This window comes from Campylobacter sp. BCW_4338 (assembly GCF_001763255.1).
Lineage (GTDB): Bacteria > Campylobacterota > Campylobacteria > Campylobacterales > Campylobacteraceae > Campylobacter_D > Campylobacter_D jejuni.
In genome coordinates this window covers 28914-51397 of record NZ_MJYJ01000053.1, presented here as the reverse complement: position 1 = coordinate 51397, position 22484 = coordinate 28914, and the positions used below count along the sequence as shown (strand labels likewise).

General features: G+C 32.7%; 18 protein-coding genes, 5 tRNA genes and 1 pseudogene. 2 read left to right on the top strand and 22 right to left on the bottom strand.

What is annotated here, in order from left to right:
• Positions 1-42 precede the first annotated feature (42 nt).
• The 19 genes and pseudogenes from rpoC to nssR form a co-directional block, all read right to left on the bottom strand.
• Entirely contained in the window at positions 43-4596 is a 4554-nt protein-coding gene (gene rpoC / locus AJN69_RS05785; protein WP_002891814.1) for a DNA-directed RNA polymerase subunit beta', read from the bottom strand.
• The gene (gene rpoB, locus AJN69_RS05780) at positions 4589-8725 is read right to left on the bottom strand and encodes a DNA-directed RNA polymerase subunit beta (protein WP_072223748.1); all 4137 of its coding nucleotides are present in this window, start codon (positions 8723-8725) and stop codon (positions 4589-4591) included. Before rpoB ends, rpoC begins: the two co-directional genes overlap by 8 nt.
• A 109-nt stretch (positions 8726-8834) precedes the next feature.
• Complete coding sequence (rplL, locus tag AJN69_RS05775; protein ID WP_002854820.1) at positions 8835-9212, bottom strand: 50S ribosomal protein L7/L12; 378 nt, start codon at positions 9210-9212, stop codon at positions 8835-8837.
• 20 nt (positions 9213-9232) lie between these two features.
• Complete coding sequence (gene rplJ / locus AJN69_RS05770) at positions 9233-9712, bottom strand: 50S ribosomal protein L10 (RefSeq protein WP_002866976.1); 480 nt, start codon at positions 9710-9712, stop codon at positions 9233-9235.
• A 151-nt stretch (positions 9713-9863) separates the two neighbouring features.
• Positions 9864-10565 carry a 50S ribosomal protein L1 gene (gene rplA, locus AJN69_RS05765; protein ID WP_002854928.1) on the bottom strand — a complete coding sequence of 234 codons (702 nt, stop codon included), beginning with the start codon at positions 10563-10565 and terminating at the stop codon, positions 9864-9866.
• 54 nt (positions 10566-10619) lie between these two features.
• Positions 10620-11045: a 50S ribosomal protein L11 gene (gene rplK, locus AJN69_RS05760; protein ID WP_070210025.1), complete on the bottom strand. Its 426-nt coding sequence runs from the start codon at positions 11043-11045 to the stop codon at positions 10620-10622.
• Positions 11046-11070: 25 nt separating this feature from the next.
• A complete protein-coding gene (gene nusG, locus AJN69_RS05755) occupies positions 11071-11604 on the bottom strand; it encodes a transcription termination/antitermination protein NusG (protein ID WP_002851098.1) in 534 nt (177 codons plus the stop codon).
• Between the two features lie 9 nt (positions 11605-11613).
• Positions 11614-11793, bottom strand: a complete 180-nt coding sequence (gene secE / locus AJN69_RS05750) for a preprotein translocase subunit SecE (RefSeq protein ID WP_002854985.1) — start codon at positions 11791-11793, stop codon at positions 11614-11616.
• Positions 11794-11811: 18 nt separating this feature from the next.
• Positions 11812-11887, bottom strand: a tRNA-Trp gene (locus AJN69_RS05745).
• Positions 11888-11899: 12 nt separating this feature from the next.
• Positions 11900-12058 carry a 50S ribosomal protein L33 gene (rpmG, locus tag AJN69_RS05740; RefSeq protein WP_002793551.1) on the bottom strand — a complete coding sequence of 53 codons (159 nt, stop codon included), beginning with the start codon at positions 12056-12058 and terminating at the stop codon, positions 11900-11902.
• 52 nt (positions 12059-12110) lie between these two features.
• The gene (gene tuf / locus AJN69_RS05735; protein ID WP_002855271.1) at positions 12111-13310 is read right to left on the bottom strand and encodes an elongation factor Tu; all 1200 of its coding nucleotides are present in this window, start codon (positions 13308-13310) and stop codon (positions 12111-12113) included.
• 68 nt (positions 13311-13378) lie between these two features.
• Positions 13379-13453, bottom strand: a tRNA-Thr gene (locus AJN69_RS05730).
• A gap of 103 nt (positions 13454-13556) precedes the next feature.
• A tRNA-Gly gene (locus tag AJN69_RS05725) sits at positions 13557-13633 on the bottom strand.
• A 6-nt stretch (positions 13634-13639) separates the two neighbouring features.
• Positions 13640-13725, bottom strand: a tRNA-Tyr gene (locus AJN69_RS05720).
• Between the two features lie 49 nt (positions 13726-13774).
• A tRNA-Thr gene (locus AJN69_RS05715) sits at positions 13775-13850 on the bottom strand.
• A 91-nt stretch (positions 13851-13941) separates the two neighbouring features.
• A pseudogene (locus AJN69_RS05710) lies at positions 13942-14702 on the bottom strand (amino acid ABC transporter ATP-binding protein).
• 1 nt (position 14703) lies between these two features.
• Positions 14704-15360: an amino acid ABC transporter permease gene (locus tag AJN69_RS05705; RefSeq protein ID WP_052858141.1), complete on the bottom strand. Its 657-nt coding sequence runs from the start codon at positions 15358-15360 to the stop codon at positions 14704-14706.
• Positions 15353-16054 (bottom strand): amino acid ABC transporter permease, encoded by a 702-nt coding sequence (locus AJN69_RS05700; RefSeq protein WP_002871192.1) that lies wholly within the window; start codon positions 16052-16054, stop codon positions 15353-15355. The genes AJN69_RS05705 and AJN69_RS05700 overlap by 8 nt, the downstream gene beginning before the upstream one ends.
• Positions 16055-16069: 15 nt before the next feature.
• Entirely contained in the window at positions 16070-16666 is a 597-nt protein-coding gene (nssR, locus tag AJN69_RS05695) for a nitrosative stress-sensitive transcriptional regulator NssR (RefSeq protein ID WP_002871191.1), read from the bottom strand.
• A gap of 94 nt (positions 16667-16760) precedes the next feature.
• On the opposite strand from nssR, the gene ctb reads away from it, so the two are divergent.
• Complete coding sequence (gene ctb, locus AJN69_RS05690; protein WP_070287958.1) at positions 16761-17144, top strand: truncated hemoglobin Ctb; 384 nt, start codon at positions 16761-16763, stop codon at positions 17142-17144.
• Here ctb and recG read toward each other — a convergent pair.
• The 3 genes from recG to AJN69_RS05675 are packed head-to-tail and all read right to left on the bottom strand — an operon-like array spanning position 17141 to position 21220.
• Complete coding sequence (recG, locus tag AJN69_RS05685) at positions 17141-18964, bottom strand: ATP-dependent DNA helicase RecG (RefSeq protein ID WP_070287956.1); 1824 nt, start codon at positions 18962-18964, stop codon at positions 17141-17143. The two genes, ctb and recG, sit on opposite strands and share 4 nt — an antisense overlap.
• On the bottom strand, positions 18954-20174 hold the full coding sequence (locus AJN69_RS05680; protein WP_070287954.1) for a pitrilysin family protein: 1221 nt from the start codon (positions 20172-20174) through the stop codon (positions 18954-18956). Before AJN69_RS05680 ends, recG begins: the two co-directional genes overlap by 11 nt.
• A complete protein-coding gene (locus tag AJN69_RS05675) occupies positions 20174-21220 on the bottom strand; it encodes a dehypoxanthine futalosine cyclase (protein WP_002871187.1) in 1047 nt (348 codons plus the stop codon). The genes AJN69_RS05680 and AJN69_RS05675 overlap by 1 nt, the downstream gene beginning before the upstream one ends.
• A gap of 74 nt (positions 21221-21294) precedes the next feature.
• Between AJN69_RS05675 and AJN69_RS05670 the strand changes: the two genes are divergently transcribed.
• Positions 21295-22482, top strand: coding sequence for an MFS transporter (locus AJN69_RS05670; protein WP_070283333.1), 1188 nt, complete (start codon positions 21295-21297; stop codon positions 22480-22482).
• Positions 22483-22484 lie beyond the last annotated feature (2 nt).

The following is a 22484-nucleotide window of genomic DNA, read 5'->3' as shown; positions in this document are numbered from 1 at the left end:
AATGAGGAAATATAGCCCTAAAAAAGGGCTATTGATAAAAAGTTATTCTTGTTCTTTAAGTTTTAAATTTTGTTCACCATAAAGCCCTGTTCCAACAGGTATCATTCTACCTAGAATAACATTTTCTTTTAAATCTTCTAAGTAGTCAAATTTACCCGCTATACTTGCTTCGGTTAGAACTTTAGTAGTTTCTTGGAATGAAGCTGCAGAAATCACACTATCACTTCCAATCGCTGCTCTTGTTACACCTAAAAGCACAGGCTCAGCAATAGCAGGTTCTCCACCCATTCTAATGATTCTTTCGTTTTCTTCACGGAATTTACGTCTTGAAACCAAATCACCCTCGATAAATTTCGTATGTCCACTATCTACAACTTTTACTTGTCTTAGCATTTGAGAAACGATAACTTCTATATGTTTATCAGAAATCACAACACCTTGTCCGCGATAAACTTGTTGAATTTCAGAAATCAAATAATAATGCAAGGCTTTTTCACCTAAAATTTTAAGCACATCATGACTTGAAACAACTCCATCTGTAAGTTTTTCACCTGCATGGATAAACTCGCCATCTCTTACTTGAATGTGTTTTGATTTATCTATTAAATACTCAGCACTTGTACCATCTTCTGCTTGGATAATAATTCTTTCTTTAGAACGCAAAGGTTTATCAAAACGAACAACACCATCAATTTCTGCAATCACAGCCGCATTTTTTGGTTTTCTTGCTTCAAAAAGTTCAGAAACTCTTGGAAGACCTCCTGTAATATCTTTTGATTTAGCTGCAGCTTTTGGAGTTTTTGCTAAAATATCTGCTTGAGCGATTTTATCACCATCATGAACAAAAATAACGGTTTTTGGTTCAAGCTGATAACGCACAGCCTTATCACCTTTTCCTGCAATTACCAAAGTTGGTCTAACTCCGCTTGGCAAATACTCATTAATCACTAAAGAACGCTTACCTGTAGCTTCATCAATTTGCTCATCAGCACTATAACCTGCTTCAATATCCTCAAAGCTTATAACACCATCAATTTCTGCAATGATAGTATTATTATAAGCATCCCATTCTGCAATCACTTTTCTTTCTTTTTTAGGAGCACTTGCAATGATGGTATTTGCATCATCGATTTTTTCACTATCATTAAATTCTATCTTAGATTCTCTTGGGATATAGTGTCTTTTTGCTTCTCTATCATTTTCATCAGCAATCACCACAAAGAATCCTTTTTCTTTAACAATATCGCCTTTTTTAACATTTTTTACTCTATCTAAACCATCGCCTTTAAGGATATAAAATTTAAGCGTTCCCTTTTCTCCTGCTTTGATATTTTGTACCACGGGCTCGCCATCTTCTACTAAAATTTCACTCGCAAAAGGAATACGATTAGGAACGTTCCAACCCTCTTTAATCACTTCCACGATACTTTCATTTTCTTCTACTTGCATACCACTTTGATATGGCAAATAAAGTTTTCCATCTATACTACCACTTACGCCTGCTAATTCATTTGGTTTAGCAAGATCGTATTTTCTTAGTATGTATTTTACTTCTTGTTTTTTATCTTTAATAGAAACAATCACATCTTCATGAATATTTTCTATATTAATCACACCTTTAAATGGAGTTTTGATTTTTGGCTCCACAAGTAAAATCGCCGCATTTCTACGATTTGCTACGATATTTTTACCTTCTTTATTTTTATAAGTTTTAAGATTATAAAATCTTATAAAACCTTCTTTTTGTGCGCTTACTTGTCTATCTTGTAAATCCGTACTTGCAGTCCCCCCGCTGTGGAAAGTTCTTAGAGTTAGCTGCGTCCCTGGCTCGCCGATAGATTGAGCGGAAATAATTCCTACTGCTTCACCTGGTTTTACTAATTTACCTTCGCCAAGATTGATACCATAACATTTTGCACAAATTCCTTTTTTAGCTTTGCAAGTAATAGGAGTGCGGATATTGACACTTTTTATACCGCTTTCTCCAAGAATTTTTGCTTTTTCCTCATCCATTAAAGTACCTTCTGCAAAAAGCACAGAATTTGTAATAGGATCGATCACATCTTCAGCTAAAACCCTGCCTAAAATTCTTTCTTCTAAAGTTTCTATAATAGAACTATCTGCGGTAATTTCATTGATTTCAACACCTTCATGCGTTCCACAATCTTCAATAGTAATTTTTACATTTTGTGCAACATCGATAAGTTTTCTTGTCAAATAACCCGCATTTGCTGTTTTAAGAGCGGTATCTGCAAGACCTTTTCTAGCACCGTGAGTTGAAATAAAGTATTCAAGAACATTTAGCCCTTCACGGAAATTCGAAATAATAGGAGTTTCGATAATAGAACCATCAGGTTTAGTCATAAGTCCTCTCATCGCAGCAAGCTGAGAAATTTGAGCCGCACTACCCCTAGCACCAGAATCTGCCATCATATAAATAGAGTTAAAACCTTCTTTATCTTTTTCTACAAGCTTCATCATCTCTTTTGAAAGGACATTATTTGTACTTTTCCAAATATCAATGATTTTATTGTATCTTTCCCCTGAAGTAATCAAACCAAGATTATAAGAATTTTGAATTTCTCTTACTTGTTTTTTTGCTTCATCGATAGCTTTTTGCTTGTCATTAGGAACAATAATATCTGCAATCGAAATTGAAATACCTGCTTTAGTTGCATACTCAAAACCTAAATTTTTAAGTCTATCCAAGAAACTTGCTGTAATCTCTAAACCACCTTGTTTATAAACATAATCCACAAGCGCGGCAATGTCTTTTTTCTTTAAGACTTTATTCCAACTATTTTCAGGCACAAAATCAGGTAAAATGGATTTAATAATCAATCTTCCTGCTGTAGTGGTAATCTTTCTACCATCTACCATAGTTTGTATACTCGCATGAATATCCAAACACTTGCTTTCAAGCGCCATCATCACTTCATCAATACCTGTACAAATTTTATGCGAACCTTTAGCACCAGCTTTTTCTAGTGAAAGATAATAAATCCCTAAAACCATATCTTGAGATGGAACGGTTACAGACTTACCGCTTGCCGGCAAAAGAATATTCATTGATGAAAGCATAAGCACTTTGCATTCTGCAATGGCCTCTTGAGAAAGCGGTACATGCACTGCCATTTGATCCCCGTCAAAGTCCGCGTTAAATGCTGCACAAACCAAAGGATGAAGTTGTATAGCCTTACCTTCCACTAAAACAGGATGAAAAGCTTGGATAGAAAGTTTATGCAAAGTAGGCGCACGGTTTAACATAACAGGATGCCCTTTTACCACCTCTTCTAAACATTCCCAAACTTCATTAGTTTTGTTTTCTATCATTTTTTTAGCTTGTTTTACTGTGGTTGCATAACCTTTTTCTTCAAGCTTAGCTAAAAGATGTGGCTTAAAAAGCTCTAAAGCCATTTTTTTAGGTAAACCGCATTGATCCATTCTAAGTTTTGGACCTACAACAATAACGCTACGACCTGAAAAATCAACCCTCTTACCTAGTAGGTTTTGTCTAAAACGTCCTTGTTTGCCTTTAATAATTTCACTTAAAGATTTTAATGGGCGTTTATTTGCTCCTTTTACAGCATTAGCACGACGACCGTTGTCAAAAAGTGCATCAACAGCCTCTTGGAGCATTCTTTTTTCATTTCTTATAATGATTTCAGGTGCATCAAGTTCCATAAGTTTTTTAAGACGTGTATTTCTATTAATAACACGACGATATAAGTCATTCACATCAGAAACTGCAAATTTCCCACCATCTAAAGCCACTAAAGGACGCAAATCTGGCGGTAAAACTGGAAGATTTGTAATCATCATCCATTCAGGACGATTTGGTACGGCTTCATCGCTATCGGTATTGGCGTTTAAATTTGAATTTAAGAAATTTTCTACAACTTTTAAGCGTTTAATGATGGTTTTTTTCTTAGCCTCTGAATTTGTAGCCGCCATTTCTTCTTTAAGCTGATTTAAAAGCGCTACAAGATCTAAATTTGCAAGTAAATCACGAACAACTTCTCCACCCATTCTTGCTTTAAAGCCACTATTTTCATAGCGTTGCATTAAATTTTGATATTGCTCCTCGTTTAAAACATCGCAATATTCCACTTTTTTAGTACTTTCATTATCATAGAAAGCATCTCCTGGGTTTTCAACGATATAAGCTTCATAATAAAGCACGCGCTCAAGATCTTTCATCTTAACACCCAAAAGCGTCCCTATACGGCTTGGAAGAGAATTAACATACCAAATATGAGCCACAGGAGTTACAAGCTCAATATGCCCCATTCTAGAACGACGCACTTTTGAATTTGCTACTTCAACACCACATTTTTCACACTTAACGCCTTTAAAACGCATTTTTTTGTATTTACCACAAAGACACTCATAATCTCTTATAGGTCCAAAAATCTTTGCACAAAAAAGCCCATCTCTTTCAGGCTTTAAGGTTCTATAATTGATAGTTTCTGGTTTTTTTACTTCTCCATAAGACCATGATTTGATTTTTTCAGGACTTGCAAGTCTTAGTTGAAACGCTTCAAAATCTCTAGGTCTTGCATCTTCTTTGATTTCTATTACTTTAAATTTACTCATTATCTTCATCCTTATCAAAAATCTCAACATCTAAAGCAAGAGATTTAAGCTCATTGGTTAATACAAAAAATGTTTCAGGAATTCCTGTTGCTGGAACATTTTCACCTTTTGTCAATGCTTTATAAGCACTAAATCTACCTTCTACATCATCTGATTTTATGGTTAACATTTCTCTTAAAGTATGAGCCGCTCCATAAGCTTCAAGTGCCCAAACTTCCATTTCTCCAAATCTTTGTCCCCCAAAGAGTGCTTTACCACCCACAGGTTGTTGGGTAACTAAGCTGTAAGGTCCTGTACTTCTTGCGTGAACTTTCTCATCAACTAAGTGGTGGAGTTTTAGCATATACATACATCCTACATGAACACGCTCTGCGATTTTCTCACCCGTGCGTCCATCATAAAGTTCTGTTTTGCCGTCCATATCTATCTTGGCCATTTCAAAAAGCTTGCTAAATTCTTCTATATTTACACCTTCAAAAACAGGAGTAGCAAATTTAACTCCTTTACTCCAGTCTCTAGCATAGTTTAAAAGCTCTTCATTGCTTAAGCTTTTAATAAATTCTTTTTCGCTTGCAAGTCTTGGAATAGAACAAATTTCAAGCATTTTTGCTCTTAATTCTTTAAGAAAATCTTTTTGCTTTCTGTCAAAAATTTCTTGAATCTGATCTCCGAGTCTAAGTCCAATTAAACCCAAATGGCTTTCTAAAATTTGGCCTATATTCATACGACTTGGAACGCCAAGTGGATTAAGCGCAATATCCACGCTTTTACCATTTGGTAAATAAGGCATATCCACTTCAGGAACTATAGTTGAAACTATACCTTTGTTTCCGTGGCGTCCTGCCATTTTATCACCGACTTTAAGCTTTCTCTTTGTAGCAATATAAACTTTAACAAGCTTAATTACCCCACTTGGTAAAATATCATCTTTTTCTAAAATTTCAAGCTTTTCATCGTGTTCTGCTTTTAATTTTTTCTTCTCATTTTGGAAATGATTTTTTAAATCATCGTATTCTTTTTGAATCTCTTTAGAATAAGCTTTAATCAAAGTTGTTAAAGTAAAACGATTGATTTTTTCAAGTTCGCTAATATCTGCAGTTTGTCCTTTTTTATAATTTTTATCTCCAATTTTTTGATCACTATTTAAAGGGGCTTTGGAAAGAAGAGCACAAACACGAAGCATTTCTTCTCTATCCATCATCAAAAGTCTATCATGATGTTCTTTTTCTAAAGCCATTTTTTCTTTATCATAAGATTTTATTGCGCGATCATCTTTTTCATAGCCTTTTTTAGTGAAAATTTTAACATCCACAACAACACCCTCTAAAGAAGCGGTTGCATAAAGTGATTTATTCACAACATGTCCTGCTTTTTCCCCAAAAATAGCTCTTAAAAGTCTTTCTTCAGGAGTTGGTTTAACCTCACCTTTTGGAGAAACCTTACCCACCAAAATCATACCTGGTTTGATATGGGTACCAATTTTTGCAATACCGCTCTCATCAAGATGTGCAACATCTTCTTCTTTTACATTTGGGATATCTTTGGTAATTTCTTCTATGCCGTCTTTTAGTTCTCTTGCTTCAATTTCTTTTTCATAAATGTGCACGCTTGTAAAGGTATCTTCACGAATAATTCTCTCACTTACAACTATAGCATCCTCATAGTTATAACCATTCCAAGGCATAAAAGCGATTAAAGCATTTTTACCTATAGCAAGTTCGCCTTGATCCATAGAAGGACCATCTGCGATAATTTGTCCTGCTTTTACTATATCACCTTTTTTAACAATAGGATGTTGAATATAATTTGTATTTTGATTGGTTCTTAAATTTTTCTCCATAGTATAATGGTCAATAAATGGACCTTTATCATCTTCACCTAAAATGAAAATACTTTTATTATCCACTTTCTCAACCACACCGCCACGCTTTGCTTTAACAGCTTCCCAAGCATCACGCGCAATAATTTGTTCCATACCTGTTCCTACTATCGGAGCTGAAGCAGTAAGAAGTGGCACAGCTTGACGTTGCATGTTTGAACCCATTAGTGCTCTGTTTGCATCATCGTGCTCTAAAAACGGAATCAAAGAAGCCGCAACCCCAACAACCATACCTGAGCAAAGATCGATTAATTGCACTTCTTCGCGTCTTGCAAGTATAGTTTCACCATCTTGTCTAGCCTCAACAAATTCTTCTACTATATTGCCTTTAGCATCAACCTTAGTTGAAGCTGGTGCGATAAATAAGCCTTCTTCTTGTGTTGCTGTAAGATAAACAACTTCATTAGTCACTTTACCATTTACAACTTTTCTATATGGTGCTTCAACAAAGCCAAGTTCATTTACTTTTGCATAAGTAGAAAGAGTGTTAATCAAACCAATATTTTGACCTTCAGGTGTTTCAACTGGACAAATTCTACCATAATGTGTCGCGTGAACATCACGCACTTCAAAACCTGCTCTTTCTTTTACAAGCCCACCTTCACCAAGCGCTGACAAACGACGCTTATGAGTAACCTCACTTAAAGGGTTGGTTTGATCCATAAATTGCGAAAGCTGACCTCCTGTAAAAAATTCAATGATAGTTGTAGTAATCATTTTAGGATTGATTAAATCATAAGGCATTACTTTATCAAGATCCGCATTTAAAGAAGTAAATTTATCTCTGATCGCCTTTTGCATTTTTGCAAGACCTAAATGAAGCTCATTGGCTAAAAGTTCACCTATAGAACGGATACGACGATTTCCTAAATGATCTCTATCATCAATATGTCCTTTACCATTTTTTACTTTAATTAAATATTTTGCAGTTTTAATAATATCTTCATTAGTCAAAACAGTAACATACTCAGGCACTTCAAGACCTAACTTATGGTTCATTTTCATACGACCCACCTTGGTAAGATCGTATCTTTCAGGATTGAAAAATAAATCATTTACAAAAGCCTTCGCTGCATCTTTTACCACAGGTTCACCTGGGCGCATAACTTTGTAAATTCTAATCGCAGCTAAATCATTTTCATCATCAATATTTTCACTTTGTTTAAGAAGTTTTAGAGTTTCTCCATCTTGAGCAAAGGAGTTAATAATCGCTGCATCAACGCCATTAGCCAAATCATTTGCTATATCAAAACTTTTTTGCTCTTTAATCTTAGCAAGCTTACTCTCATCTAACAAAGTTAAAGAATCAAATAAAACCTCTCCACTTTCTTTATCAATAATAGGATTTGCTAAATAACGATTAAGTAAAATTTCTACAGGATATTCTATCCATTTTAAACCGTCTTTAATAAGCTGTTCTGCTTTTTTCTTTGTAAGTCTTTTTCCAGCTTGATGAACGATTTTTCCTTTTTCATCTTTAATATCATATTCTATTCTATCCATAAAATCATTTGGATTAAATTCTGTTAAAAATTTATCTTTTTTCACATGTATAGTCTGAATAGGATAAAACAACTTAATAATATCTTGTTTTTTATACCCTAAAGCTCTAAAAAGCATAGTTACAGGAACTTTTCTACGCTTGTTGATTCTTACATACAAAACATCTTTGGCATCGTATTCAAAATAAAGCCACGAACCACGATCAGGAATAATTTGTGCTGTATAAACAAGCTTATTTGCAACCGTTGAGCTTTCTTCTTCTTTAAAAATAACACCAGGGCTTCTATGTAATTGATTTACAACCACCCTCTCAACCCCATTAATGATAAAAGATACACGATCTGTCATTAAAGGAATTTCGCGGATATAAATTTCTTGTTCTTTAATATCTTTTACGCCAACTTTTTCCCCTGTTTTTTCATCTTTTTCATGCAGAGTAAGACGGATTTTCATTTTTAAATTTACAGAATAAGTCAAACCTCTTTCCATGCATTCGCGAATGGTATATTTTGGCTTGCCTATTTCACTACTAACATATTCAAGACTCAATCTATTTTGCGGATCATGAATAGGAAAAATTGATTTAAAAACTTTTTCTATACCACTTTCACCATTATCAAGATTTAAAAAATAATCAAAACTCTTTTTTTGTAATTGTAGAAGATTTGGGATTTCTATTTGTTTTGAAATGTTTGAGAAGTCTACTCTTAAACGATTTCCTAATTTATTATCTAACATATCGCACATACCTCATGGTAAATTTTGTAAATTTAAAAAAGAAGACCTAAAAATTAGGTAAAAATAAAAAAAGAAGACTTGCCTTGGCAAATCTTCTTCTAAACTTTAAAGCTTAAAATTACTTAAGTTCTACTTTAGCACCAGCTTCTTCAAGTTGTTTTTTAGCTTCCTCAGCTTCAGCTTTAGCCACACCCTCTTTTAGAGTTGAAGGAGTTTGCTCAACTGCATCTTTTGCTTCTTTAAGACCAAGGCCTGTAAGAGCACGAACGATTTTAATAACTTCAATCTTTTTAGCACCGCCATCAGTTAAAACGATATCAAATTCAGTTTTTTCTTCAGCAGCAGCTGCAGCACCACCAGCTGCAGCACCACCAGCTACCATTACAGGAGCAGCAGACACACCAAATTTTTCTTCAAATTCTTTTACAAGTTCTGATAACTCAAGAACACTTAAATTTGAAATATATTCTAATACATCTTCTTTAGAAATTGCCATTTTTTATCCTTTTATTTAATTTATTCAGATTCTTTTTTATTTTTAAGCGCATTTAAACCTATTGTGAAATTGGTAATTGGCGCATTCCAAACTTGCAAAAGCATAGCAAGCAACTCATTGCGTGAAGGCATTTTAGCAAGAGCTTTAACCTTAGCAACATCTGCAACTTCGCCTTCAATATAAGCTGTTTTGATTTCAAATTTATCGTTATTTTCTTCAAATTTAGCAGCTACTTTTGAAACACTTAGCTGATCTTCGCCCCAAAGATAAATATTTGTATCTTTAAGAACTAGACCTGTTTTACCGGAATTGTTAAGAGCAATGTTAGCCAAAGTATTTTTAACAATTTGAACTTTTACATTGTTTTCTCTTGCATTATTTCTAAGCTCTTCTAGTTTTTTTGTGCTAAGACCTCTGTAATTACAAACTACAATAGCTTCACTAGCTTTAAAACCTTCTTCAAGTTTAGCAATAATCTCAACTTTTTCGCTTCTAGTCACATTTTCTCCTTTCCGATTGAGATTTCAAGTAGAGTGGAAATCCAATTAAGCTTATGCCTCGACTATCTTCAATCTAAAATAAACATCTCAAAAAATCAAAAATTTTTTCAAATGTTTATTTTAAAACAAAAGAGTTGCAAAAAAGCAACTCTTATTTCATATCAAGCAATTCTTGTGTTTCAAGCTTTACAGAAGGGCTCATTGTCAAAGATAAAGCCGCATTTTTAATATATCTACCTTTAGCTGCGGCAGGTTTGTGTTTGTTAATTGCCTTTACAAAAGTGCTAACATTGTCCCATAATTGTTCTTTGGAAAAACTTACTTTACCAAGACCTGCATGGATATTTCCTTGCTTATCAACACGGAAATTTACCTGACCACTTTTTGCATTATTAACTGCTTGAGCAACATCCATAGTAACTGTTCCGGTTTTAGGATTTGGCATTAAACCTTTTGGCCCTAAAATTCTACCAACTTTACCAACAAGTCCCATTAAATTTGGAGTAGCAATCAAAACATCAAAATTCATATTACCTTTTTGAATTTCTTCTACTAAATCATCGCTACCCACAATATCTGCACCAGCATTTTTCGCTTCATCAGCTTTTGCGTCTTTTGCAATTACAGCAACACGAACTTTTTTACCCGTTCCAGCAGGTAAAACAACAGATCCTCTTACCATTTGATCTGCATGTCTTGGATCAACATTAAGTTTTAAAGCAATTTCTACAGTCTCATCAAATTTAGCAGACTTTAAAGTCTTTATTGTATCAATTGCATCGCTTAAAGCATACTCTTTATTTGAATCAATTTTTTGTGATAATTCTTTTAATCTTTTTGCTATCTTAGCCATTTATTTTCTCCGCATTTTAAAGTGCTACCGCCTTTTACCTTGGCGGTGAAAGGATTAATCTACGATTTCAACACCCATAGAACGAGCTGAACCTGCAATAATTTTAACAGCTTGATCTCTATCTTTAGTATTTAAATCTGCAATTTTCTTATCTACTATTTCTAAAACTTGAGCACGAGTTAACTTACCCACCTTATTTTTAAGTGGATTATCCGTACCTTTAGAAATTCCAGCTGCTTTTTTGATCAAATCCGTAGCTGGCGGTTGTTTTGTAATAAAAGTAAAACTTTTATCTGCATAAACAGTGATAACAACAGGGATATTAAAACCTGCCATATCTTTTGTTCTTTCATTAAAAGCCTTACAAAACTCCATAATATTAACACCTTGCTGACCCAAAGCAGGACCAACAGGTGGTGATGGGTTTGCTTTTGTGGCAGCAATTTGCAATTTAATTTCGCCTACGACTTTTTTAGCCATAACAAATCTCCTTACTTGATATAAATTAAATTATTTTCTCAACTTGAGAATATAAGATCTCCACTGGAGTTGAACGTCCAAAAATAGAAACATTTAATTTTAATAAACCACGAACCATATCATACTCTTCTACAATTGCAGTAAAGTTTGCAAATGGCCCTTCTGTGATTCTCACATTTTCCCCTTCTTCAAAAGAAATCTTTGGTTTAGGCGCTGCACGATTGTGAACTTTTTCCAAAATCAAATTAATATCTTTTTCTGTTAAAGGGGTTGGCTTTTTAGATTCTCCAATAAAACGACCAACCTTTGGAAGAGATTGAATGCGATGCCAAAGCTCTGTATTTAAATCAAGAAGTGCAAAAACGTATCCTGAATACAAACTTCTTTCGCTAATCTTTTCTTTTCCATTCTTAAATTCAATAACATCTTCAGTTGGAACAACAATTTCTTTAAGTTGTTCTTCAATTCCGTTATCTTTTACTAAATTTTCAATGGCTCTTTTAACTGCCATTTCACTGCCAGCATAAGTTTGAATTGCATACCATTTATGAGTACTCATTTACTCTCCTTATACGATCGCAGAAACAATAGAGGACATAAGCCAATCCACTAACGCCAAAAACAAAGAAATCACCGCAACAACCACAAAAACTGTAATATAGGCATTTCTTACCTGTTCTTTTAAAGGAAAAATTACTTTCCTTAATTCGGCTTTTGATAATTTAAAATAAGTTATTAATTTTTCCATTTATTTAAACCTTAATTATGGCAGGGCAAGAGGGATTCGAACCCCCAACCATCGGATTTGGAATCCGGCGCTCTACCGTTGGAGCTATTGCCCTAAGGGCGCAAGCTTAACTTTTTAGCTTAACTTCTTTGTGAAGTGTATGTTTTTTTAATCTTGGGCAATATTTTTTTAATTCTAATTTTTCAGTAGTATTTTTACTATTTTTATAGGTGCTATAATTAATATCACCACATTCTTCACACTTTAAACCAACTTTAATTCTCATTTCAATTTTCCTTAAAAAATTAAAGCCAAGCTTTTAACTTGGCTTTATTAAATTATTTAATAATTTTAGAAACAACACCTGAACCAACAGTTTTACCACCTTCACGAATAGCAAAACGAGTTCCTTCTTCAAGTGCTACTGGAGCGATCAAGCTTACAGTAATTCTCACATTTTCACCTGGCATAACCATTTCAACACCATCAGCTAATTTAATCGAACCTGTAACATCAGTTGTTCTTACATAAAACTGTGGTCTATAGTTGTTAAAGAATGGAGTATGTCTACCACCTTCATCTTTATTTAAGATATAAACTTCAGCTTCGAAGTCAGTGTGTGGAGTAATTGATTTTGGTTTAGCAAGAACCATACCACGGATAACTTCTTCTTTTTTAGTACCACGAAGAAGAACACCTACGTTATCTCCTGCTTCCCCTTGATCCATTTCTTTTCTGAACATTTCAACACCTGTTACAGTTGTTGTTTGAGTATCTTTAATACCAACGATTTCGATAGTATCACCTACTTTTACAACACCTTTTTCAATTCTACCTGTAACAACAGTACCACGACCTGAAATTGAGAAAACGTCTTCAATTGGCATCAAGAAGTCTTTTTCAGTATCACGAGTTGGAGTTGGAATATAACTATCAACTGCAGCCATAAGATCCATAATTTTTGCCGACCATTCACCATCTTGTCCAGCTTTAGCTTCTTCAAGGGCTTTTAAAGCAGAACCAGAAATAATAGGTGTATCATCGCCTGGGAAATCATAAGAGCTTAATAATTCTCTAATTTCCATTTCAACTAACTCTAAAAGTTCAGCATCATCAACCATATCTGCTTTATTCATAAAAACAACAATATATGGAACGCCTACTTGACGAGAAAGAAGAATATGTTCTCTAGTTTGTGGCATAGGGCCATCTGCAGCAGAAACAACCAAGATCGCTCCATCCATTTGTGCAGCACCTGTAATCATGTTTTTAACATAATCTGCGTGACCTGGGCAGTCAACGTGTGCATAGTGACGATTGTCTGTTTCATATTCAATATGAGAAGTAGCAATAGTAATACCACGCTCTTTTTCTTCTGGAGCATTATCGATATTATCATAATCTTTAAGCTCTGCTAAACCTCTTCTAGAAAGAACAGCAGAAATAGCAGCTGTTAAAGTAGTTTTACCATGGTCAACGTGACCAATAGTACCAATATTTACGTGTGGCTTATTACGTGAAAATTTTTCTTTAGCCATTTTTTTCCTCCGTATAAAAAATAAATTGAGCAAAGCAAGTCTTATATCTATATAATTTTTTCAATTCATGGAGCTCATAGCGGGAATTGAACCCGCGACCTCTCCCTTACCAAGGGAGTGCTCTACCTCTGAGCCATACGAGCGCTCAGAAAAATTATACATAATAACAGACAACAAAAACTCTTAATGGGATATATACTGTAAGTTAAAGGTTTTAAAATACAGCTCCCAGTTCTTTTAAATTATTGGAGCGGGAAACGGGACTCGAACCCGCGACCCTCAGCTTGGAAGGCTGATGCTCTAGCCAACTGAGCTACTCCCGCAAAGCATGGTGGTGAGTCGTGGATTCGAACCACGGAAGGCGAAAGCCAGCAGATTTACAGTCTGCCCTCGTTGGCCACTTGAGTAACTCACCATAAAAATATTGCTTTTTCAATATTCTGGTCAAACACTGCTAAAATAAATGGAGCTGGTTAAGGGACTTGAACCCCCGACCTGCTGCTTACAAGGCAGCTGCTCTACCAACTGAGCTAAACCAGCAAAAATAAAAGTGAGATTATAACTCAAAAAAAAATTTTTGTCAAGACTTTTTTAGTTTTTCTATAAAATTTTAGTCTTGTAAAGTTTATTATCATAAACCAATATTATTTTTATCTATTTATGATAATCAAACAAATTTAAAAATTTCTTTGCTCTTTCGCTTTTTGGATTTTCAAAAAAACTTTTAGGATCATTTTCTTCGATGATTTTTCCTTCATCCATAAAAATAATTTTATCTGCTACAGCTTTAGCAAAACCCATTTCATGAGTAACAATAAGCATAGTCATACCCTCTTTTGCAAGATTTAACATCACTTCTAAAACTTCTCTAACAATCTCAGGATCCAGTGCTGCTGTAACCTCATCAAAAAGCATTAACTCAGGATTCATACATAAACTTCTTACTATGGCAATTCTTTGCTTTTGTCCTCCGCTAAGCTCTCTTGGATAAGCATGAATTTTATGCAAAAGTCCCACCTTTTCAAGCCAAATTTTAGCCTCTTTTAAAACCTCATCTTTCTTTCTTTTTTGTACTTTCATGGGTCCTAAAAGTATATTTTCTTCAACACTTAAATGCTCAAAAAGTTCATAAGATTGAAAAACCATGCCAACTTTTTGACGCATTCTTGGCCATTCTTTAAAATCTTTATCTATTTTCTCATTATCAATATAAATATTACCACTTGCAATCTCTTCAAGCCCATTAATACAACGCAAAAGCGTAGATTTTCCACATCCGCTAGGACCTAAAATCACCACAACTTCTTTGGCTTTAACTTCTAAATTAATATCTTTTAAGGCGTGATGCGAACCATAATACTTTTGTAAATTTTCTATTTTTAGTATGCTCATTTTAGCTCCATTTTTTCTCTAATTTTCTTGAATATAAAGTGATAGGATAACAAAGTATAAAAAAGATAAAAAAAATCAAACCATAAATAATAAAAGGTGCAAAATCATTTTTATTATGAAATTCTATAATTTGTTGCCCTATCTTGACAAGCTCTACCGCTCCGATTAAATAAGCAAAGGTTGTACTTTTAATCATGCGAGTAAGTAAATTCATGCTCATAGGAGTTAAACGACGCATAGCTTGTGGAATAATAATATAAACAAAACTTTGCACCGTATTTAAACCTAAAGATGATGCACTTTCATACTGATGCTTTGGAATACTCTGCAAGGAAACACGCACTAAATCCATCATCTCAAAACAACCCCAAATGCTAAAGACAATAATAGCTGCACTTACAGAACTCAAATCCCACTCAAACCATCTAGGAAAACCAAAATACACCACAAAAAGCCATACCAAAAGTGGCATAACACGCACAAATTCTAAACCTAAACGACAAAAAGCATAGATATAGGTATTTTTAAAACTCATTAAAATTCCCAAAAACAACCCACCTATCGAAGTAATAATAATGCTGATAAATGAAATTTCAAGAGTGACAAAAAGCCCTTGCCAGAGTCTTAAAAGCGTATCGGTATTTAAAAGTTCAAGCATGAATCAACCTTTTTTCAAACTTTAGCAAAATAAAAGACAAAGGCAAAATAATGCACAAATATCCCATAAACAACAAAAACAATAGCTCATCTGTCTTATAGGTTAAGGAATTTAAACTCTTCATTAAATTCACCAAATCTGGCAAGGCAATAATACTAACCACTGAAGTTTCTTTGATTAAAAATATAATATTAGCACTAATACTTGGCATAGAAATAGCTAAAGCTTGCGGCAAAATCACATAACGCAAATTTCCAAATTTTGAAAAACCCAAAGAAAGTCCGGCTTCAAACTGCTGTTTTCTTATGGCTTCAAATCCCGCCCTTAAACTCTCAGCCATATAGGAACCCCCTAAAAAACTAAGTCCTACTATAGCACAAGCAAAAGAAGGTCTTAAAGTTTCTTCTACGCTTAAACAAATCACACTAAGCGGTGGAATTTGTTCTAAATGTATATTAAATTTAGGTAAAGCATAATATAAGAAAAAAAGTTGAATTAATAAAGGCGTATTTCTTGAAAACTCTATATAAAGCTTGCAAATATTTTCTAAAATTTTTATTTTAAAATAACTCATTAAAATACAAAACAAGCCTATTATCAAAGAAAAAATAATTCCAAAAAAGCTTAGTTTTATCGTAAGCCAAGCAGCTGTTAAAAAAGCAGGAGCTTGAGCTAATATAAAATCAAAATCCATTCTCTACCTTAAATTTTACCAAAGTTCTTTCATGATCATATCTTTATTTAAAATTTCAATTCTACCTTTTTTTGTATCAATAAGTTCTGAAATTTTAAGCTCTTTTAACACTCGAGATAAAGATTGTGCTCTAACATTTAAATCAATTGCAATTTGTTTTTGTGAAATTGTATCTAAATTTTTTTCATTTTCCAAAAGATACTTTAATAATCTCGTCCTTAAATCTAATGCATTTTGAGATAATTTCTTTTCTAAAATTTTAATTTTATCAAAAAGTGAACTGATGAGTAAAAAATTGAATTCTTTATTTTCACTGCATAAATTTTGAAAATTAATAAAATCAATTTCCAAAATTTCTCCATCTTCTTCAAAAATAGCATTAGCAGGATAATTTAATTTTTTAAAAGCAGGCATTTCTGCTATAAAATTTAGAGGATTAAAATAATGCAAAGTAATTTCTTTATCACTTGCTGTACTTTTATAAATGCGTATTTTTCCCTTGAGTAAAATAAAAAATTTTTTAGCCTCTTCGCCTTCATAAAATAAAATACTATTTTTTTGAAATTTTTTTAATTTTCCTACACTAGATAAAAGTTCTAAATAATCTTTCATTATATACATTTTCCATTCTTAACTTATGTTAAATTTAATTTATCTTATTTTTGCTATATTAACGCCATAAAATTAACATTTAAGAAAGGCTTATATGAAATTTGAAACAATTAATCAAGAAAGTATAGCAAAACTCATGGAAATATTTTATGAAAAAGTTAGAAAAGATAAGGATTTAGGTCCTATTTTTAACAATGCTATTGGAACAAGCGATGAAGAATGGAAAGATCATAAAGCAAAAATAGGAAATTTTTGGGCAGGCATGCTTTTAGGCGAAGGTGATTATAATGGGCAACCCTTAAAAAAGCATCTAGATCTACCTCCTTTTCCTCAAGAATTTTTTGAAGTTTGGCTAAAACTTTTTGAAGAAAGTTTAAATATAGTTTATAATGAGGAAATGAAAAATGTCATTTTACAGCGTGCACAAATGATAGCTTCACATTTTCAAAATATGCTTTATAAGTACGGTGGACATTAATTTGGCAATTTTTTTGCCAAATCTTTTTTCACCTTTTCTAAAATCTCCTCATCCTTAGAAAAATCAAAAAATTTAAACTCATTTCCATGCTGCATAAAACCATCGAGCAAATCTCCACTCAAACGATTTTTAAGATCAAGCTCTGCTATTTTAAACCCATCTAAAGTGCTAGCAAATTCTTTTAAACGACTCGGAATTTCTTTAAGCTTAGTATAAAGATAGCAAGTACTTTTAAGCCCTACACGACCTACACGGCCACGAAGTTGATGTAAAGTAGCAAGTCCTAAACGTTCCGCCCCCACAATCACTATCATACTCAATCTTGGCAAAGAAATACCTACTTCCACCACTGTAGTGCTTAGTAAAATATTTCCCTCATCTCTAAAACGCTCTAAAATTTCATCTTTTTGTTTATCTTTTCCATGAGTTACAAAAACTTTTTCATAATGACTCTGCCAATATTCTTTAGCCTGTTCTAAAGAAAGATAAGGAATCTTATCACTAGCACTCACTAAGGGATAAATAATGATAATTTGATGATTTTTAGAAATTTCTTCCTTGATCTTCTCGCTAAGCTTAGAAAAACCTTCATTTTGTATGCAATAAGTTGTAATATCTTTTTTAAAAGGCATTTGTTTAATAAAGCTAAAATTTAAAAGTTCAGATTGTATCATGCTTAAAGTTCTTGGAATAGGCGTAGCTGAAAACTGTATAAAATGAGGGGCAAATTCTTGCTTATTTAAAGAATGAATTTTCTCACGCTGAGCTGATCCAAAACGATGTTGTTCGTCTATCATTACAAGTACGGCATTATGGCTTTCTAAATGAATTAAAGCATGAGTGCCTATGATAAGATTTGCTTTTTGAATATTTTGTTCTAAATCTTTTTCTTTTTTACCCCCTTTAATAAACAAAATATTCATAAAATCAGGTAAAAATTTCTTAGCCTCTTCATAAAGCTGATACGCTAAAATACTAGTAGGTGCCATTAAAATAGCTTGCTTAGGATAAACCATCAAAGCCGCACCAAGTAAAACCAAGGTTTTACCACACCCCACATCACCCATAATCACACGCCTTTTGGCTTCTTTTGAGTGTAAATCTTTTTCTATGTCTTTTAAGGCGTTAAGCTGATCTTTAGTAAGAGAAAAAGGCAAATCCTTAATCCAATTGGCTATATTAAAAACATTGATTTGATGAGCTTTAAAATGCGTTTTTTTAGCTTTTAAACGCTTTAAAAAATTATATATTTCTATGTATTTTAAATCTTTGCTAAAATTTTGCAAATTTTCAAACATAAAAAAACTTTTTTCATCATAGGCATGTAAATTTAAAAGAAAATGTATATATTTATCCTCTATGCCACTTTCTTTTAAATTTTCATAGTTAAGATATTTATGTATAAAAGCAGCAATTTTTGTATCTTTTAAGCCTAAAATTTGATACTTTGGACTAAAACCCTCAAAAGAAGTTAAAATTTTAGGATTGTTAAATTGCCAAGTGTGATTAAAACGTGAGAGTTTAGCATTAAAAATAAGCTCTTTTCCTACCTTACAAATCCCAAAATGCCAAGCTCTAGGATGAAAAAACACAAAAGAGATATTTTCTTGCCATTCTTCACAAAAACCCAAACCAAAAAGTTGATTTTTTCTTGAACTAACGCTTTTTATAGTGATTTTTTGGGTGCAAATTTCATTTTCTTTAGGATTTTTACTTGGATTTAAATTTTCAATTTTTTTAGGTAAAAGAAGCGCTAAATCAATAGCGCTTCTAATTTTTAATTTTTTAAAAAATTCAAAATCACTTTCTTTAATTTTCATTTTGTATGCTTGCAAAACTTATATTTAAAAGCTCTTGATGTTTTTTAATATAAGCATTGATGGTTTCAAGTTTAACCTTTTCCATAAGTTTTAACTCTTCTTTATAATATCCCAAATTTAAACCTTGATAAAATTCATTAAAGGCCATAGATAAACGCTTGCTTAAGCTTTCATAACGCAAAGGAGTTGATCCTATGAGAAAATTTTTAGCTTGATCAAGTTCGTTTTGAGTCATGCCATTTTTTATAAAATCTTCAAAAAGCTCTTTTACAATTTTTTTAGCTTCTTTAGCGCTTTCATTTTTAGTTTGTAAATATCCAAAAACTCTAGAAAAAGACATATTCATATCAAGCATAGCATAAGCTGAGTATGCAAGACCTCTTTTAACACGAATTTCTTCCATAATCCTTGAACCAAATCCCCCTTGTCCTAGCACAAATAAAGCAATTTTTGCAAGATATAAATCCTTATCTTTAAAATCGGCAAAAAAAGGCGTAGCAAAATAAATATAAGCTTGTTTACTTTCTGGGCGTAGCAAAATTTCATCTTTGATGTTTTTGCTTAACTCATATTTTTTTGGAGTATTTTTCTTACCTATTTGAAGTTTTGATAAGAGTTTTAAAAGATCTTCCTTGGCTTGTTTTTCTTCTAAATCTCCTCCTAAAATCACAACCAAATCGCTAAGATGGATAAAATTTTTATAAAAATTTTGTAAATCTTTTAAAGACAAAGTTTCTATACTTTTTTCATCTCCATCATTTGAACTTTGAAATTCTTTACATTTAAAAATTTGAGCATTGAGTAAATTTTTTGCTAAATAATCAAAATCACTATTTTTACTCGCGAGCTCACCTAAGGCATTGATTTTTAATTTTTGCAAAGTTTTTTCTTCTATTCTTGGTTTTAAAAGCAATTTTTCTAAACTCTTTAAAGCAAAATCAAAATTTTCTTTCAAGCAAGAAAGATTGATTTCCAAGCTTTCAAAACCACTACTTGCCTCTAAATTTATCGCTCTAAATTCTAAATCCTTAAAAAATTTATCATCCACGCCTTCATTTAAAATACGTGAAAACATCTTAGCTAAGCCTGCTATTTCATCATAACTTCTAGCACAATTTCTAAAGACAAGCTTTAAAACAACAATAGGAAAATCAGAATTTTTTTCAAAAATAAAAGGGATTTTAACACCCCTACTCTCTAAATACTGCATTAAAACCTTTCTAAAATTTCATAAGCGGTATTGCGTTTAGCTGGATTTTCGCCTAAACTTCTAATCAGCCTTATCATCTCATCTTGATTCATTCTATAACTTGCTCCTGCGGCACTTACTACATTTTCTTCCATCATGGTTGAGCCTAAATCGTTAGCCCCAAATTTTAAAGCAAGTTGACCTATAATCGAGCCTTGAGTTACCCAAGAACTTTGCAAATTTTTAAAATTATCTAAATAAAGTCTTGCTAAAGCTAAAAGTCTTAAATACTTGTTAGAACTTTGCTTCATAATCTCTGGATGTTTTTGGATTAAAGCAGTATTATCACTTTGAAAGCTCCATAAAATAAAAGCTCTAAAACCACCTGTTTCATCTTGTAATTTTCTCAAATGCTCAAAATGATCGATGATTTCTTCATCATTTTCAACCGTTCCAAACATCATAGTAGCTGTACTTTTCATACCGATTTTATGAGCTTGGCGATGTACTTCTAACCAAGTAGCTGTATCGCATTTATTTGGTGCAATGATATCACGCACCCTATCGCTTAGCACCTCAGCACCTGCTCCTGGTATAGAAAATAAACCTTTAGCTTGCAATCTTTGCAGCACTTCAGTAATTGAAATTTTAGATGCTTTTGCAATATAAGCGATTTCAACTGCTGAAAAACCATGTACAGTGATATTTGGATAATGTTCTTTTATCCAAGAAACTAATTCTTCATACCATTCTATTTTTAATTTTGGGTGCACCCCACCTTGAAAAAGAATTTGTGTACCCCCAATAGCTTCAAGCTCCTCTATCTTCTTGCCTATCTCCTCAAAGCTTAAAATATAAGCATCATCTTCTTTATGATGGCGATAAAAAGCACAAAAAGAACAATCAATACAACAAACATTGGTATAATTAATATTTCTATCCACAACAAAAGTGGTAATTTTTTCAGGATGAAGTTCTAATTTTCTTTTATAAGCCATTTCTCCAAGTTCCGTTAAACTCGCATGATATAATAAATCTAAAGCTTCTTTTTTATCCAGTCTTTTCAAAATTTTTCCTTGTTTTTTTACATAATTAAAATAATTATAGCATTTAAAATATAAATTATGCTATAGTTTCGCTTATGAATTACATTGAACTATTAAAAAATAATAAAAATATCAGAATATTAGCTTCGGTTCAGTTTATAGTATATTTTGGAGCATGGTTTTCTCAAACTGGAGTTTTTACCCTTTTAGTCGAGCTTAATGCTCCTACTTGGGCAACAGCTACAAGTGCTATGCTTGCTTTTTTACCTGGAGTTTTGCTTGCTCCTATTAATGGCGTCATAGTAGAGAAAAATAAACCTAAAAAACTTTTACTCAGTATGATTAGCATAGAATTAATTTCTATTTTTTGTCTTATTTTTGTCACAAGTCTTAGCATGCTTTGGCTTTTGTTTATTTTAATCTTCATAAGACTTTGCGTTGCTTCGATTTATTTTCAAGCTGAAATGAGTTTATTGGCTAAAATTTTAACCCCTCAAGAACTTAAACTCGCTAATGAAATGCACAGTGTCATTTGGGCGATTTCTTATACAACAGGTATGGCAAGTGCGGGAATTTTTATTTATTTTCTAGGAGTTAAAACCGCTTTTTTATTTGACTGTGTACTTATACTCATAGGCATTTCTTTTTTAGTAAGATTAAGCATTCCTGATTTTCATCAAAAAACACAAAGTCGCTTTTTTACCATGATAAAAGAAGGATTTTTCTATGTTTTAAATAATAAAATAATTTTTCATCTTATCTTGCTTCACGCTTTTATAGGTTTAACTGCTTATGAAACCTTGGTTACGCTTTTAGCGCAACATCAATATAAAGAAGTTTTATCTGCTGCTTTAGTAATAGGGTTTTTAAATGCAGTACGTGCTTGTTCTTTAGCTATAGGACCTATGGTTTTAAGCAAATTTATTAATGATAAAAATTTATTTTACATGTATCTTGGTCAAGGTTTTGGTATTATACTTTGGGCTTTAACTCAATTTAATTTTTATATTTCTTTTTTAGGTTTAATTGGCGCAGGTTTTTTTACCTCAGCACTTTGGGCTTACACCTACACTATGATACAAAAAAATGCTGACAAAGAATATCATGGTAGAGTGATCGCTTATACAGATATGATTTATCTTAGTTTTAGCGCTATTATTTCAATGCTTATGGGCTTTTTATTTGAAATAGGCTTGAGTTTAGAACTGATTACAGGTTTATTGGGTATGATTTTTATCTTTGCGGCATTTTATTGGAAGTGGTTTTATAAAAAATATTTGTGAAA